Raw genomic sequence first — 14,281 nt, 5'->3', positions numbered from 1 at the left:
GGTTTATTGTTGTTTGTAAACTACTCGTTGACAAGACGTATCAAAAGGACTGTCCTTTCCATACACCTGTACACCTAAGTAAGTACACTCATCTAATGAGACAATTGTACTACACTGGATCGGGTTCTCACAATTCTCTGCATCTATATAACCATCAATGGCTGTAAAAGCATCTCGAGTATTGTGAATACCAGCAAAAGCCGTCACGATAGCAAAGGCAATTGCAAAAAACGGAATAAAAACTTTTTTTCTCATTTTTTCTAAGATTTAAATGAAACAATTTGATCTACTTTTTCCACAGGTTTCGATCTCATTTCCTGAAACTAGCTAGTATAGGGTTGTTTGGATTGATGTTGGGCATTGAACTTTGATCCTTTTTTTGGAAAAAACTAGGTTTTAATTGATAGATGAGTGCCGTATTACCATTGATCGAGATCAGGTAGTTTCCGTTGATCGCAAAGTCTTTTACTTTTTTTTTTTGAGCATCTTGCAGGTAGAAACTGAATTCATAACTGTTTTTATAGAGGTTGTAAACATCAATAATGGATGCCTGCTGCAGCATTGTGGTAGGTTCAAATTTTCCTAAACGATTGGATTGAATATAGAGATACTCTTTATAGACAAAACTTCTCTGATTGACATATATAGGAGGTTTTGCTAACTTTTGTTCATGAGTACGATGATTCATGACCACCTTTAATTGTGCTTTACGAATGGTGTCTATGGTTTTACCATAGGTTTCATTTAAAAAGTTCGTATCTACCATCAGGTATTGATTTCTATAGAGATAGACATAGATTAATTTGTTTAAATATGCGTTATAATGCAATGTCCCTGAAGTACAAAAAACACCATCGATTTGTTTTTTTAAAAGGGTTTTGTTCAGGCTGACATGGAATGTGGTATCTTTTTGAAGTACCCCTAAAATATTTCTTAAAAGCTTACTATCAATAGTTTTAAATGCCAACATAGTAGCATCTATAGGTGTTGATTCTGTAAAATACACTTGATCTTTCATCCAGAGACTTGCTTCCCAAGTTTTGATGTTTCCTCGAAAAACACATGGAACGGTTCCATCCATCACAAAGAAATAAGGTGGGATGATTTTTGTTTTTACGGAACGAAAAGGAAAATCTTTTCGCTCCAACTTAAGTTTTATATGTTGGGTATCCTTTGTTTTTAAGTTTACTTTTAATAAATGTAGTGGGGCGGTACTGCTGCTTAAATAAAAATGTTTTGTATCCCATCCAGAAATATAATACGAATTGTATTTTAATGGAAGTTTAAAAAGTTTGGTCATTGGTCGAGGAATGTATCTTCGCGTAAACCCATTATTGAGATGCACCTGATTTTCAGACAACAGGAACAACACCACAACAAAAGAAATACTCAATAGTCCAATGATGGATAATTTATATATGATTTTTTTATTTTTCATGACTCTACTGATTTGTTGGGGATTTGTTGATGCTCCAAAAAATAAATGGCAATAACAGCCATTGCGACAAAGACACCATTAAACACGATATGTTCTGTCCAACCTAATTGTTCCAAAACACCCCCACAAGAGCAAGGGATGTAATCACTAAAATTTAGCATGATAAGGATATAGGTGGTAAACATGGTCATTAAAGCAAAACTGCTGTAAAAAGCCAATAGCATCCATCTTTGAAAAAGAAATAAGGTGGCAATCACAAGTTCAAGTAAAGGAATTCCCCAAGCGATCCAAGCTGCGTACGCCGTAATTATAGGAGATTGACCTAGCTGAATTTTGAATTGCTGGAAATCAAGAAATTTACTAACAGCTGCATATACAAACAATATAATATATAGCACGCTTGAAACTCTTATGGTATTTTGTACAAGTATTTTGGAACGTATCATACCTTTTTTTTTCATATGATAAAGTTAGTCAGTTCCATTTATATCTGGCGGATAAACCCTTGTACATAAGGGATTTATTTTTAATAAACACGGTATTATAAAATGATTATTCTTCTTTTAGGTGATTTTTTCGTAACAAACTCGGTGCATATCCATATTGCTTTTTAAACGCTTTCGAAAAATGAGGACTGCTTTTAAAACCAACCATATGCGCAATAGATTTTAGTGATAAATTGGTATATTGAATGAGCGTTTTGGATTTACGAAGTCGTTCTCGAACTAAAAAGCGAAATACACTAATGCCATATAGTTCTTTAAATCCATATTTTAATTTAAACTCATTGGTTCCCAATTGCAGCGCGAAATCTTTTAAAGAAGGCAGCTCTTTTTCTAAATGATTCACGATCATATCATGCCCCTTCCTGATTTTTTCTATATCTTTTTCACTTAACCTGATTGTATGTTTTTTGGGTTTATAGATGGCTTTTTTTAAACGTACCTCCTGTTTGCTTATAAATTGGACAATACTTTCTTTAACATCGCTTTCTAATTTATCTTGCGTATTATAATAATGAATAACGGTAACCAAAACGGTCTCTTTATCACTAAAGTCAGTGACATGACAATAGGATGGGACTAATAATTTTTGCTGTGCTTTAAATGTCAATTCTAAAGAAGTATCAGTAAAGTCTTTTTGTTGTATAATTTTCCAAGTCTTTTGCCATCTAGCTTTGGATTCGTCAGTTAATAAATTTTCAAATCTTTTGTTGATAATAGGAGCATTTAAAGTAGCTAGTATGGCAGCGGTTTTTTGATTGATCATTTGGATAATACCATGATGATCCAGAATAAAATTCATTTGAACCATATGCTTAATTTTTCCTTTTGAATTGATGTATCCTTGATGTATCAAGAGTTGTTGCATTTCTTCTGCTAGCATATTGATGATAACAACCAACCCTTCAATAGAATTGTCTTTGCCAGTGCGTTTCAATCTATAAAAAGGATTACCGCTCGCTAACTCCAATAGCATTTCATTAATTTCAGAGATTCTATTTTTTTTATATTTTGCACACATTTTAAATGCTCTAATTTATAATATTGAAGTTCAATACATCTCTTATGCTATAATTTTAAAAAATTTTTCAAACGTAATGCCGTGAATATTTAAACTTTTTAGAAGTAAGACTATAGTTGAATTCCCTTTTTAACTCTTTGACAGTTGAATTACGACTTTTTACGTTTTGTATACCTTTAATTTGTCATTTAAAATAAATGATAAAAAATATAACACAGGTTTAAAAATTACAAAAATTTAATTTTATTTGATAGAGATATTAAATTTTTAAGGTCTATTAATCCTTTAATGACAAGTATTAATCCTTTAGGATTAACAAAAAAATAAAGAGATATCGTATTGTTCTCATCATAAATAAATATTTATGGTTTAATTTTTGTATCAAAATAGAGTAAAAAAAGACCCCAAATCATGTTATTTCATTTTGAAAACGAATATGTTAAGTATTGCCTAAAAAATGGTATCCTTGAAATTGAATACAAAGAAGAGGTTTATATTGATTTAAAAGCGGGAGTTCAAATTGTGAAAGATAGATTAGAATTGCATAAAGGGCAGACTCTACCTGTTTTATGCGATATGCGTGGAATTAGAGAAATTAATAAATCTGCAAGAGATTATCTAGCAATAGAAGGTTCTGTTTTGATAAAAGCAGTCGCATTTATTCATGAATCTTATGTATCCAAAATGATATCTGGATTCTATTTACGAACCAATACTCCTTCAGTACCAACGAAAACCTTTGATAATGTTTCCGACGGTTTGGTTTTTTTAAATAAATTTTTATAGTCAACTTACAATTATCCTTACAAAGGACAAGGGCGTGAGTAAGGAAAAAAAAGTGTCGCTATGTATCGTTTGCTTTTACGCTCTATTTAATAAATATGAACGTTTTGTATTGAGAAGTAATCGAATGGAAATACGATGAGTCCTACCACGATTGAAAGACAGAATTTTACAATAAAAAAGAATAGCCAACTATTAATAGATTATTTAAGAGTTGAAAATTATGATGATATAAAATTAAATTATTCAAATTAAACTTAATGATGAATACAAAGGATGTATTTTTAACTATATTTTCGTTTTTTACAGGAAATTCAAAAGAGGTAGTACCTTCAGATCCTAAAACCAAATACACATCAAAAGTTGTATTCGCGTTACTTTTTAACCCTTTCAACAAAGGACTTTTACCACTATCTAACAGTATTTTTACGGCTTTTCTTGTCAAGATTTTGCCGCAAATAGTTCTAAACAGCCACCAGTGGCATTTATCATCTGTACATTTTACAAATTTTGTAAAAACTCGAACCGATGGCTCGTTACATTTTGGGCAGGGGAGTAGTTGGGGTGGAATTTTTTTTATTTTAGTAGCTAATAGTTCCTTGGTAATTTGTTCAGTATACAATTCAATGCCTTTTATAAAAGTTTTAGTGCTCAAATCTCCTTTTTCTATCTCTTTTAATTTCTTTTCCCACAATCCTGTCATTGCCACATCGGCAATATGTTTGCCTTTTACAATTTTATAGACTTGTAACCCCTTTTTTGTGGGAATCAATGATTTTCTTTGTCGTAGTATATAATCATGTCGGAACAAGTTTTCGATGATGCTTGCCCTTGTAGCAGGAGTTCCTAATCCAACTTCTTTGATGGCCAATCGTTCTGCTTTATCCTCGATGGTTTTACCTATGTTTTCCATTGCGGACAATAATGTAGCTTCTGTGAATAATGGCTTGGTTTGTGTTTGCTTTTCTAACAATGAAATGCTTCTAATTTTCAGCACTTCACCTTGTTCAATCTCTGGTAGCTCTTGATGATTTCTCTGCTGAAAATGTCCTATGATTGCTCGCCATCCTTCTGAAATAATGGTAGTACCATTCGCTGTAAACAATTGTTCTTTTACTTTACAGGTGAACTGTGTCAGTTCTTTAAGACAAGGTGCTGAAACCGATGCTAATAAACGAGATGCGATAAGCTGATATATGACACTTTTTTCTTTACATAAATTTTTAGGGTGAATTTCAGTAATAAGCAGGGCATGGTGGTCGGTTACTTTATCGTCGTTGACAATCCGTTTTTGTAATTTTCGCAATCGCAATGCTTTTGCATGGTCTTTTAATCTTTCATTTTTTTCTAACAATGAAATCAACTTAGGAATTTCTTGCCACATATCGCAGGAGATATATTGACTCCCTGTTCGTGGATAAGTAATTAGTTTTTGTTCATATAAAGATTGAGCAATCGCTAAAGTTTGTGAAGCTGAAAAATTGAATGTTGTATGTGCTTCTTTTTGTAATCCTGTAATATTATATAGTAAAGGTGGTTGCTCTCTTTGTTCTTTTTGTTGTACCTTAATTATGGTTACCTGTTTTAAAATTTCTATAGATTTTAAATGGGATTCCGCTGTAGTTTTTTGAGTAAAAGAGGTTTCAGAATGCGTGTAAAAAGTAATGCCTTTATAAGTATGTTGTAGCTGAAGTTTCCAAAACGTTTCGGGTATAAAATGAATATGTTCTCTATAACGTTTACACACCATTGCCAAAACAGGTGTTTGCACGCTACCCAAAGAATACAACCCATTTTTTGCTTGAACACTCAACGCCTGGGTAGCGTTGATACCAATGAGCCAATCGGCTTGACTACGCGCCAGTGCCGATTGGTATAAATTATCAAAATGATGCCCTTTTTGTAAATTTTTAAAACCTTGTGTAATGGCTTTATCGGTTAAGGAACTGATCCATAAACGCTCAAAAGGCTTTTTACATTGCAAGTAATGATATATATATCTAAAAATTAATTCCCCTTCTTGTCCTGCATCCGTGGCAACAATAATATGATCGCAACGGTTAAAAATTTCTTTGATAATCTCTAATTGTTCCAAAGCACGCTTGTCCGTTTGATAGCCGATTTTTATTTTAATTTGCCTTGGTATTAATAAAATTTTTTTAGGTATTATAGGTAAGTTCTCTCTTTGAAAGCTTTTCATTCCGTAAGATTCCGGCATTGCCAACCCTACGAGGTGTCCAAGTGCCCAGGTAATCGCATAACCGTTTCCCAACCAATACCCATTTTTTCGCTGGGTAACTCTTAAATGTACCGCAATCTCATTGGCTACACTAGGTTTTTCTGTAAGTATGGCGATCATTTTATTTTCAACTTATCTTTTTATACCTTTTGATTTTTTGGGTGTTTCTTCAGCTTTTTGGGATTTCTTTTTGCTAGTTTCTTGCCCTACCTTATCTTCTTGTGTATTGGGGTTTTTGAACGAAAAATCAACCTTACCATTATTTGAATTGTAGTTTAGATAGCCAGTATAGGATTTTCCTTCTTTACTTAAAAAGCCATCTATGTAAATAGTTTTTCCATTTTTTAGATTTTCACGCTCGGGGTCGGTTAATGCTTTACCTCTAATAACCTTTGGTATTTCTCCTAAAGTTTCCCGTTGTTTTTGTACCTTTTTTTGAGCAGGTGTATCAAAAATGAATTCTACATATCTTTTATCCGCATTGAATTGTAGTGTCGCGTTAAATACTGTTCCTTTTGTAGAAATCATTTTTTCTAAATGCAACGATTTGCCCTCTAGCAAACACTGTTTCTGTTTCTCACTTAAGGCAACTCCTTTGATCTCGTCAGGGATTTTAATGTATTCCGCTTTTAAAGCAACCAGTTCATTGGTTAGTTTATCTACACTAATAATAGAAGGAATCATTTCACCTGTTTTTGTGTTTTCTAAATCGACCACACGTCCCATATTCCCTGTTTGTAACAAATTTTTCTTATCAGCGTCGCTAAATTCGTGTCCGAAAAATGGATAATTCAACATCGGTTTTCTACGGATCCCGTGAATAGCCATCGTGACTTTTCCTTCCTCATTTTTTTGTAGGGATAAACGAGCATCCAATCGGCTAAAAGCAGTACCTAGATTCAAACTAACGGGTACCAACTCATTGGTTTTATAGCCTTTTAGTAAGCCCTGTAATAAATTACGCTTTTCCAATTTCTCTTTGGTAATTCCAAAGTTGGATAAGGTCGTCCAATCAATATCTTTTTCCTGATAACGATAGTCACTTTGTTCATTGGTGTTTTTAGTTTTTTTACTTTCTTTTTGTTGTGGCCTTACTTCTTCGTATTCCACGTCTTGTTGTTTTGCTTTTGTGGTCATTTTTTCTTCTTTTTTTAGGTTAAACTTTGTGGTATCTATTTCGTATTTTTGTAACATTCCACTCATGGGTTTTGTTGGTTTTTTTAAATACTCGTTAAAAGCTTTAGTGAGCTGTGCCAGTTGCTTTATGGAAACTTTAAAAAACCGGAAGCGGGTAGGGTCTTTGGCTTGACGGAAATAATTGGATAAAAAATTAGACAATAGGTCTCCGTGCTTATCAATTTTTAGAAATTCATTTTGATGGGCTCTTTTAGCTTCGGTGGTTTCTAAATTTCCGTCTTTATCCAATCCTTTTACAGCACGGATTTCTTTCTTTTTTTGATCTAAAGTCAATAAAATATCCGAAAACTGCTCTGGTAATTCTTGATTTGTTTCGCTCATGGTTTTGGTGATTTATAATGATGATTCATCGAAAGTATTATAGGGACATCTTTAAAAAAATAGGACTCATGAATTGACTGTATTTGACCTTGAGAAAATACTATTTGGCTTTTTAAGGTTGTACAGGGTGTTTAAAAAGTGCTCTAATAAAATGGTTGACATCCGAAAGGCGATAATAAATTTTACCGCTGATCATATAGTAGGGTAGCTTCCCTGATGAACGGTAACGTTGTAAAGTTCTGCTACTGATTTTTAAAATGGTCAACACATCTTGATTGTCTAATAATTCTTCTCCCGCTATGACCTTTTTTTGACGTTGTAAGCGTTCTATTTTTTCATCCAACAAATCGAATCGATCTTGAATCTTATCCATCCACACATAAAAATCGCGTCTATCTAAATTCATGGTTCATTGTTTAAATGATGTTTGGCGCTTGCAACCAAATTTTTTCTATAATTTTTTTTGAGCGTAGCATACGACTACTCAACAATGACCGAAGTGTTCCTATGAAATGGAAAGATTGTCGTTTGTTTTCTGAATCAATAAGCTCTCTTACCTTACGTATTTGAGTTAAAGTAGATGAACCCATAGGTAGATAGGTACAGATTTTGTGCTGGTTGAACCATCCGTTTTTGTAGGTTTCTTTTTTTGCTTCCTTACAATGATTATGGAGCGTTTCTATTTGATGTTGAAGTTGTTTCCATACTTCGGATTCTAACGTGATGAGTTCCATCGCTTATAAACTTTTAATGATGGGACAAAGGTGAAGTTGTTTTTAAAGTTTTATTGCCAAGTTCTTGCCAATGGGTACTGATTTATTTTAAGATTTGTAGGATGTAACAAAAAGAATAAAATTATAAATCACCTGTTTGAATATGATTTTCTAAAGTCATTTTGAGTTCATCTAAAAATAAAGTTCTGCTTTTGGTTCTGTATTTCATTCTGTGAAACGCATGGTGGATATCACCCAAACGAATATTAAAAACAAGTTCAAAAATAGTGGCTATCTGTCGAAGAGTTGCTTGTGAAATAGATTGGGAAGTATACAGAGAATAAATCAATTCAATCATTGCATTTTTGGAGGCCACCCATTGTAAAGGTTTGAAAGGTTTTGATGTGGAACTCACTGTTGCTGTTTTATTAAAAATATAATGACACAATTTTTCTTCACTAATCATAAGTGCTAATAAGCAGTCATATAATGTCGTAAATTTAGAATCAATTTCAAAAAAGAATGTTTTTGCGCTATAAATGACATCCTTATTTCCTCGTGTAAAAAATAATTGATCTTTATCCTCTCTTTTGGCTCGAACATACTGATAAAAAAAACAGGTATTATATTGTGTTGCATTATTTTTTAGAATCTTTTTAAGTTCTTTTTTATAGTATATTTTTAATGCTAGAGGATCTCCTATTGGGCGGGAAGATTCTATATGGAAAACATAGTTATAAAAAAAGAGCCTCCCCATTATATAGGGCTTCACTTCTTTAAAAAAGGTTATTTCTTCTTTTTTATCTACAAACTCATTGTGAAGAATCTCTTTTTTCAATTCTAGTATTATTTCTTTCAAAAACACTACTAGTTGATGTGATTCTTGTACGGTTAATTCGTATAGTTCAGCTGTGAGTTCTTTTGCATTTACTCTATCAAGTGCATCTCTAAAAAAATCTCTCATAACATAATTATTTAGAATTACTCTTCCAAATTATTATAATTTCTTAAATAATTACTTAACTGAAAAGGATTAAAACTTGTATGTAAGGGATTAAAAATCATAAACTTTATTCCTAAAGTAGTTTATTATCAGTATCATATAGGAATATTAGGATGAAATAATCAATTATTTTTTGTATAAATAGGGTGGAAAGTTTTGACTATTTATTTATAAAAGTCAATCGTTTATATAAAAAGAATCTAGTGCAATATAAATGTCAAAAATTATGGATGGAGCTACTAAATATCAAACATATAATTACTTTTTGAAGATATAATATTATACTAATTATTAGAATATCGAGGAGTTGTAATGACAGATTTTGCTTATTTGCTTGTAACAAAAGCTCTACATTAAAAATTTCTGAAACTTGCAAAATTATTATTCAGATACTAATGATATTGCATTACTATGGGTAGATAATAATTAACTAATTCGAAATCTATCTGATATCTGCCCATTTCTTCCATCATACCTGATTGGAGAAATGGGAAATCCTAAAGTTAAGTTTAAAATGAATTAGGAACACTCATATATCAACTCATAGTTTAAAATAGAATACTTTTCCTTTATTAAAGAGTTAAGAATAGAAAATAAGTATAATTTATTGAAAAACAACGCCTAACACTTGTTTGTGTCATTGATTATCAGTGTCTTAATAGTCAATTTCAACAAGATTATTTTGGATACAAATAGCAACAACAAGGATTACAAGTTAGTGAAAATATATGATTATTTCTGTGAAAAATTTGAAAAACACTTACAATTTGAATGCGAGCGTTTCAGTAATAATAATAAACCAAAGCTTACAGATCAAGGAGTGATAACCATTTACCTATTTGTGATGGATCATCAAAGAATTTTTAAAATGAATAAAATACACCAATTTGCAAGTGAATATTTATTGAGTTGGTTTCCTGATTCAGGCAGCTATCAGTCTTTTAATCAGAGAATAAATAGACTTTCTAATGTTATGAATACTTTTGTGGGTATGCTGTTAACAGAATTTTCCCCAAAGGAATGTTTCAAAAATTTAGTGTATTAGATTAAATGCCTATTATCCTTGCTCAGGAAAATGTTCAGGTAAAGTTGCATCCGAAATTACAGACAAAGGATATTGTTCTACAAAGCGTATGTATTATTATGGAATGAAACTTCATACTTTAGGGTTTTATAATCCAAACAAATTACCACATCCAGAGCAAATTATTTTTACACAAGCTTCTGTAAATGATTTTACAGTATTTAAAGAAGCTTGGTCAGAAAAAGAAAATAGAACATTTTTTGGTGATAAAATGTATAATGGACGTGATTTTCTTACTGATATTGATAACAAGTTTAATTCAGAAATGCTAACACCTGTAAAGGCTGTAAAAGGAATTCCTGATATTTTAAAAAAGTTTGATAGAGCAGCAAACGACTTGTATTCAAGAGCTGCACCTAAAATTAGACAACCTATTGAAGCCTTGTTCAGCTGGATTATTGAAAAATCTGATATACAAAAAGCTAGTAAAGTAAGATCTACATTTGGATTAAATCTTCATATTTATGGAAGATTAGCGGTGGCATTTATAACCTTAATATTTAACTCTTGATTCGCATTATTAATTATTATTCAGTTTTTCAGAACTCATAAAAGATAATATAGAATTGTAATCTTCGATAAAAAAGTTTGACATTTCTCCCCGTTGGGCTCTAATCTAATTATAACTCCTTATACACTTTGATAAATCTTGTTAATTCGAGTGAATTTTACGTGCCAAAGTTTCGGACGAAATGAGTGAAATTTGTATCGAGAATAAGAATTCGTGTTTCTATACTATTTCTCGATACTTTTTTTAAGAAATCATTCCTTAATTAATATTATATAATTAAAATTATAAGATATCTTGAGTGGCTGAAAATATTGAAAGCAACTCAATATATAAGCTTTTTCGTAGAATTAATTTGATTCATAGGTATTTAACATTTTATTTTTGGTTTTATTTAGTATATTTGTTTTTTATGAAACCAGATTATTTAAAAGTATATATAAGTTATATTTTTATCACTATTTTTCTTTCTTTGAAAGTAGCTGGTTTACATGTGTTTACCCACGATCAAGATGGTGTTGAGCATTGTGAAGTTTGTGAATTTGTAATCACAACTAATCTTAATCCATTTATTGGCAATGGTCAACAAGAATATCTAAAAACTAATCCAGAACTATTTATTGCTAAAGAAATCATCAAAATTTATGATTTTGTTTATGACAATACACTATATACTAATGCCTTATTTTCTAGACCTCCTCCTTCTTTAGTATAATCTTTTTCTTTATTTCATTTTAACAAAGTATTTTTTGCCATACTTGCATATTGAGGTCCTACTTTAGGCTATTTGTATAGTCAGCATATTATTGTTTCAAAAAAACGCTTTTAATCTAGAAGTTTTTCCATCCACAATTAATGATTTTTGGATAGTAAATTTTCTGAAGTTATATGACTATAGCATAAAAGACCCTATAAGTATTCATTGTATATACTGATTAAACTCTGTATATCACTTCAGTGTATTCACTAGGTAGTTATTCTAATAGCCCAGCACATATTTTTACTAAAAACAATTAAGAATGGAAGCCTAAAGCTTTTAAAGCTGCACAATCACATAAGCAGATTAAAAGTACTGGACACATTCTAAAGAAAACAATACCATGCGTGTATTTATAAACCTTTTAAAAAAATCAGGAAATTTTTTCATTGCAATATTCTTTTGGGCATTATCCATATCAAGTTTTGCACAAGAAACCTCTCTATCAGGAAAAGTAGTCGATATAGACGGCACGCCTTTATCAGGAGCACACATTAGCATCATAGCACTACAAAAAAGTACTGTTACGGGAACCTCCGGAAATTTTAAAATGACAAAGGTTCCCGTTGGCAATCATTCTGTGAAAATTTCCTTTTTGGGATACAAGTCCCTAGACAAAAAAATTGTATTGGAAAAGGGACAACCTTTGAAACTAACCTTTACAATGGAAGAAGAAACGGAAACGTTAGATGATGTTACTATAATAGGAAAATCCAAAAGTCAAAAACTCAGAGAAAGTGTTGCCAGTGTAGCTGTATTAAATACTAAAGAGCTGTACACCCAAAATAACAATACGAGTGATGTTATTAAACAGATATCTGGTGTGAATGTAAGGCAAACAGGAGGTTTTGGAAGTAGTGCCGAGGTTTTTATCAATGGAATGTCTGGTAAACAGGTTAAATTTTTCCTAGATGGCATCCCATTGTCATATTATGGTTCTGGGTTGGGACTTAACGTAATCCCCGTAAATCTTATGGAGCAAATAGAAGTGTACAAAGGTGTTGTTCCTGTTGATTTAGGAGCAGATGCTTTGGGCGGCGGCATCAACATCATTCTTAGGAAAAGTTATTCGGATTATTTAGATGTTTCCTATTCGTTGGGTTCTTTTAATACCCATAAGGCAAATGTTAACGGACAGTATGTGAATTCTAAAAATCACACATTATTGGGCATCAATTCATTTTACAATCATTCAGACAATAATTACAAGGTAGATGTAGAAATACCTGATGAATTTGGCAATCCAAACCCTGCTACTGTAAAACGGTTTCACGATAAGTTTTCCAATTACATGTTCAACCTGTATGCTGGGGTTTATGATAAACCGTATGCAGATAGGCTCATAGTTAATACTAGATATTCAGGGTTGGATGACGAAGTTCAACACAACGCCATTATGGCGCAACCTTATGGAGAAGTTACCTATGATGAAAATACTTTAGGGGTTTCGGTAACCTATGAAAAAAAGGAAATTTTATCAAATACTGGAATAAAATGGTATGGTGGTGTAAATAAAATCGAAGGACATTTTAAGGATTTAAGCTTAAATGCCTATACCTGGGATGGAAAAGTATATGATACCAGACCTTCGGGTGGTGAGATATCTTCTTCCAGAAATTCATTAGACCTTACTTCTAAAAATGCAGTAAGTAGGTTAAATGTAAAATATAATCCTTGGGAAAAAGGGAAATTTACCTTCAATATTTTTACCGCTTGGTTTCATAGAGTAGGTAAAGACCCTATTGCTGCTGCATTTTATGGCGAAGATTATTATGCCAATCCCACCAAACTGTTTAAGAATGCCATAGGTTTGGCATACGAGCATACCTTTAAAGAGAAAATTACCAGCTATACGGCAATAAAGCATTTTATGTTAGACGCTGATGGATATGCTATTGAGAACCTCAACTTTTTGCCCAATAAACAATCTGCTTCTAATTTTGGTGTCTCACAATCTTTTAAATATCAGATAGCATCCAACATATTGGCAAAAGCATCTTACGAGTATGCCACCCGTTTACCCGATGAATTTGAGCTGTTTGGTGATTTTACCTTGGTTAGACCCAATCCGTTTTTAAAACCTGAACAAAGCCACAATGCCAATATTGGAATGCAATGGAATACTTCAAAAATAAAATTAGGATTACATACCTTTTATAGACTGACAGATAATGTCATTTGGTTACGCACATCTCAATTTTTTGCACAGTACCAAAACCTGTTAAAATCTCTGACCAAAGGAGTTGAAGCAGAATTGGCATATCAACTCTATGATTTTTTAAGGCTAAAAATCAATGCTACCTATCAGGATTTACGAAACCGTTCTCCAAAAAATGTAACGGGTACAATAGACGACCGATATTTCAATGCCCGTTTGCCTAACATTCCCTATCTGTTCGGAAATGGGGAAATCCGTTATCAAAAAGATAATTTTTTAGGGAGTAAAAACAAATTTTCAACGTGGTGGACTGCTAATTATGTGAACGAATATTTCCTGTTTTGGGATGTGGATGGTAATAAGGATTTTAAAAATGTCATTCCGTCACAATTCATACAGAATGTGGGTGTTTCATATGCATTTCCCCAAAATAGATTTTCGGTAAGTCTAGAAGCAGCCAATGTTTTTGATAAAAAAGCATTCGACAATTTTAATGTACAACGCCCAGGAAGGGCATTTTATATAACTCTCAGAACTTTTTTTAAATAAATTATAA

The 14,281-nt window shown here is 32.1% G+C and carries 12 protein-coding genes; 4 read left to right on the top strand and 8 right to left on the bottom strand.

What is annotated here, in order from left to right; translation table 11 throughout:
* Positions 1-3: 3 nt before the first annotated feature.
* The 4 genes from Q0998_RS16880 to Q0998_RS16865 all read right to left on the bottom strand — a co-directional run bounded on the left by Q0998_RS16880 (position 4) and on the right by Q0998_RS16865 (position 2,962).
* Complete coding sequence (locus Q0998_RS16880; protein ID WP_299671976.1) at positions 4-255, bottom strand: DUF6520 family protein; 252 nt, start codon at positions 253-255, stop codon at positions 4-6.
* Between the two features lie 55 nt (positions 256-310).
* Positions 311-1,438, bottom strand: a complete 1,128-nt coding sequence (locus tag Q0998_RS16875; RefSeq protein ID WP_299671975.1) for a hypothetical protein — start codon at positions 1,436-1,438, stop codon at positions 311-313.
* Positions 1,435-1,899: a MauE/DoxX family redox-associated membrane protein gene (locus Q0998_RS16870; protein WP_299671974.1), complete on the bottom strand. Its 465-nt coding sequence runs from the start codon at positions 1,897-1,899 to the stop codon at positions 1,435-1,437. Before Q0998_RS16870 ends, Q0998_RS16875 begins: the two co-directional genes overlap by 4 nt.
* A 91-nt stretch (positions 1,900-1,990) precedes the next feature.
* Positions 1,991-2,962 (bottom strand): AraC family transcriptional regulator, encoded by a 972-nt coding sequence (locus Q0998_RS16865; RefSeq protein ID WP_299671973.1) that lies wholly within the window; start codon positions 2,960-2,962, stop codon positions 1,991-1,993.
* A 411-nt stretch (positions 2,963-3,373) separates the two neighbouring features.
* Between Q0998_RS16865 and Q0998_RS16860 the strand changes: the two genes are divergently transcribed.
* The gene (locus Q0998_RS16860; RefSeq protein WP_299671972.1) at positions 3,374-3,748 is read left to right on the top strand and encodes a hypothetical protein; all 375 of its coding nucleotides are present in this window, start codon (positions 3,374-3,376) and stop codon (positions 3,746-3,748) included.
* A 166-nt stretch (positions 3,749-3,914) separates the two neighbouring features.
* On the opposite strand, the gene Q0998_RS16855 is transcribed toward Q0998_RS16860, so the two are convergent.
* The 4 genes from Q0998_RS16855 to Q0998_RS16840 all read right to left on the bottom strand — a co-directional run bounded on the left by Q0998_RS16855 (position 3,915) and on the right by Q0998_RS16840 (position 9,179).
* On the bottom strand, positions 3,915-6,104 hold the full coding sequence (locus tag Q0998_RS16855; RefSeq protein WP_299671971.1) for a type IA DNA topoisomerase: 2,190 nt from the start codon (positions 6,102-6,104) through the stop codon (positions 3,915-3,917).
* A 12-nt stretch (positions 6,105-6,116) separates the two neighbouring features.
* Positions 6,117-7,502: a DUF4099 domain-containing protein gene (locus Q0998_RS16850; protein ID WP_299671970.1), complete on the bottom strand. Its 1,386-nt coding sequence runs from the start codon at positions 7,500-7,502 to the stop codon at positions 6,117-6,119.
* 112 nt (positions 7,503-7,614) lie between these two features.
* The gene (locus Q0998_RS16845; protein WP_299671968.1) at positions 7,615-7,908 is read right to left on the bottom strand and encodes a helix-turn-helix domain-containing protein; all 294 of its coding nucleotides are present in this window, start codon (positions 7,906-7,908) and stop codon (positions 7,615-7,617) included.
* 449 nt (positions 7,909-8,357) lie between these two features.
* A complete protein-coding gene (locus Q0998_RS16840; protein ID WP_299671966.1) occupies positions 8,358-9,179 on the bottom strand; it encodes an RteC domain-containing protein in 822 nt (273 codons plus the stop codon).
* Between the two features lie 1,187 nt (positions 9,180-10,366).
* Here Q0998_RS16840 and Q0998_RS16835 point away from each other — a divergent pair.
* The 3 genes from Q0998_RS16835 to Q0998_RS16825 all read left to right on the top strand — a co-directional run bounded on the left by Q0998_RS16835 (position 10,367) and on the right by Q0998_RS16825 (position 14,274).
* A complete protein-coding gene (locus Q0998_RS16835; protein ID WP_299671964.1) occupies positions 10,367-10,813 on the top strand; it encodes a hypothetical protein in 447 nt (148 codons plus the stop codon).
* A gap of 409 nt (positions 10,814-11,222) precedes the next feature.
* Entirely contained in the window at positions 11,223-11,525 is a 303-nt protein-coding gene (locus Q0998_RS16830; RefSeq protein WP_299671962.1) for a hypothetical protein, read from the top strand.
* 385 nt (positions 11,526-11,910) lie between these two features.
* Complete coding sequence (locus Q0998_RS16825; protein ID WP_299671960.1) at positions 11,911-14,274, top strand: TonB-dependent receptor; 2,364 nt, start codon at positions 11,911-11,913, stop codon at positions 14,272-14,274.
* Positions 14,275-14,281 lie beyond the last annotated feature (7 nt).

This window comes from uncultured Polaribacter sp., from assembly GCF_947501385.1.
GTDB lineage: Bacteria > Bacteroidota > Bacteroidia > Flavobacteriales > Flavobacteriaceae > Polaribacter.
Note: the sequence above shows the minus strand (reverse complement) of the source record. Positions and strands in the feature narration are given on the sequence as shown.

Excerpts from the sequence above, each read along its gene's own strand:
- Q0998_RS16850 (WP_299671970.1), bottom strand. The coding sequence starts at position 7,502 with ATGAGCGAAACAAATCAAGAATTACCAGAGCAGTTTTCGGATATTTTA.
- Q0998_RS16830 (WP_299671962.1), top strand. The coding sequence starts at position 11,223 with ATGAAACCAGATTATTTAAAAGTATATATAAGTTATATTTTTATCACT.
- Q0998_RS16860 (WP_299671972.1), top strand. The coding sequence starts at position 3,374 with ATGTTATTTCATTTTGAAAACGAATATGTTAAGTATTGCCTAAAAAAT.
- Q0998_RS16840 (WP_299671966.1), bottom strand. The coding sequence starts at position 9,179 with ATGAGAGATTTTTTTAGAGATGCACTTGATAGAGTAAATGCAAAAGAA.
- Q0998_RS16845 (WP_299671968.1), bottom strand. The coding sequence starts at position 7,908 with ATGAATTTAGATAGACGCGATTTTTATGTGTGGATGGATAAGATTCAA.
- Q0998_RS16870 (WP_299671974.1), bottom strand. The coding sequence starts at position 1,899 with ATGAAAAAAAAAGGTATGATACGTTCCAAAATACTTGTACAAAATACC.
- Q0998_RS16865 (WP_299671973.1), bottom strand. The coding sequence starts at position 2,962 with ATGTGTGCAAAATATAAAAAAAATAGAATCTCTGAAATTAATGAAATG.
- Q0998_RS16880 (WP_299671976.1), bottom strand. The coding sequence starts at position 255 with ATGAGAAAAAAAGTTTTTATTCCGTTTTTTGCAATTGCCTTTGCTATC.
- Q0998_RS16875 (WP_299671975.1), bottom strand. The coding sequence starts at position 1,438 with ATGAAAAATAAAAAAATCATATATAAATTATCCATCATTGGACTATTG.
- Q0998_RS16825 (WP_299671960.1), top strand. The coding sequence starts at position 11,911 with ATGCGTGTATTTATAAACCTTTTAAAAAAATCAGGAAATTTTTTCATT.
- Q0998_RS16855 (WP_299671971.1), bottom strand. The coding sequence starts at position 6,104 with ATGATCGCCATACTTACAGAAAAACCTAGTGTAGCCAATGAGATTGCG.
- Q0998_RS16835 (WP_299671964.1), top strand. The coding sequence starts at position 10,367 with ATGAAACTTCATACTTTAGGGTTTTATAATCCAAACAAATTACCACAT.